The 1,374-nt window shown below is 45.1% G+C and carries 1 protein-coding gene; it reads left to right on the forward strand.

Features of this window, described 5'->3' with window-relative positions; translation table 11 throughout:
• Positions 1 to 303 precede the first annotated feature (303 nt).
• Positions 304 to 1,191, forward strand: a complete 888-nt coding sequence (locus MICAI_RS16860) for a succinate--CoA ligase subunit alpha (RefSeq protein WP_039900432.1) — start codon at positions 304 to 306, stop codon at positions 1,189 to 1,191.
• Positions 1,192 to 1,374 lie beyond the last annotated feature (183 nt).

A 1,374-nucleotide genomic window follows, 5' to 3' on the forward strand; every position in this document is an offset into this window, starting at 1 on the left:
CCACACACCTACTTAAAACCTAATTGGTTAAGCTAAAAGCTTTGATGTGCTTAGTTTCTAACCTTCTTTTTAGGTGAGAGAATTGCCAGATTCTTTCTTTTGCCGTTCGGCGAGCTTTTGTCGAACGCTCGCCGAACGGCCGAAGCCTCTTGCATGAGTGACTCTTGCCTTCAGAACCTGATTACTGTTTACTGTTTACTGACCACTGAAAAAAACTCCCATCAACAGTGTCTCACTGATTACTGTTTACTGTTTACTGATTACTGTTTACTGTTTACTGAAACAACTCCCAACACTTAATATATGAAATGGACAGATAAGGATCAGATAATTATGCAAGGGATCGATCGACCCCTAGGCAAATATTATGCGGCACGATTGAAAGCTCAGGGAACCTGTTTAGTAGCGGGGGTGGCTAGTGGCCACGGTGGTGAGATAATCGCAGAGATACCAGTGTTTGATCTAGTGGCCGAGGCCGTTGCTGAAGCCGGGGAAATCAGGACCAGTTTAATTTTAGTCCCCCCCAATCAAGTCCTAGATGCGGCCTTAGAAGCGATCGCATCAGCCATTCCCCAATTAATTATCGTCACCCCAGGAGTTCCCCCCTTGGATCTGGTGGAATTATTAAAGATAGCTACTACCACCGGGACATTAATTCTCGGACCCGGCAGCCAGGGTGTAATTATTCCCAATTATCTTTGGTTGGGTATTTGTGAACCCAGTTTTTATCAATCGGGGACAATCGGTCTAATCACCCGCGGCGATCGCATAGGGGATGAAGTAGCGAAAACTCTAACAGCAGCGGGGTATGGTGAATCTATGGCGGTAAATTTGGGTACTGACGGCATTATTGGCTCCAATTTGTCCCAATGGTTGCAGGTTTTCGAGGAAGATGACAATACCGAGGCGATTCTCCTCGTCAGTCAGGTGGGAGGAAAGGCCGAAATCGAGGCAGCCAAATATATTGCCTCGGCGATCGAAAAACCAGTGATTGCCTATCTTGTCGGGTTAAATACAGCGATTGAAACCAATTTCGGCGATACAGAAACAATTATTTCTAACCAACTTTCCTACTCTGTTGCCGCTAAGAATACCAGAAAAGATAGCCTCCGTCATTTTCAAGAAGCTGGGGTGACAGTGGTGGAAAAATTAGCCGATTTACCCGCCTCTTTAGCTAAAGTCTTGTGCTGAATTTGACCCCATTGCCTCAATAATAAGCTGTTGACTACCTAAATTACTCGTTAAGACTGCACTGGAGTTGGGGGTACTGGAACTATCGAGGATATGGTTATATATTTTTCAGCTTACTAGCCGCCCTCTTTTCCTTCCCCCTTTATCCCGAACTGACGTTAATCATTAATCAGTAATCAGTGC

This window comes from Microcystis sp. T1-4, from assembly GCF_000297435.1.
Classification (GTDB): Bacteria; Cyanobacteriota; Cyanobacteriia; order Cyanobacteriales; family Microcystaceae; genus Microcystis.

Excerpts from the sequence above, each read along its gene's own strand:
- MICAI_RS16860 (WP_039900432.1), top strand. The coding sequence starts at position 304 with ATGAAATGGACAGATAAGGATCAGATAATTATGCAAGGGATCGATCGA.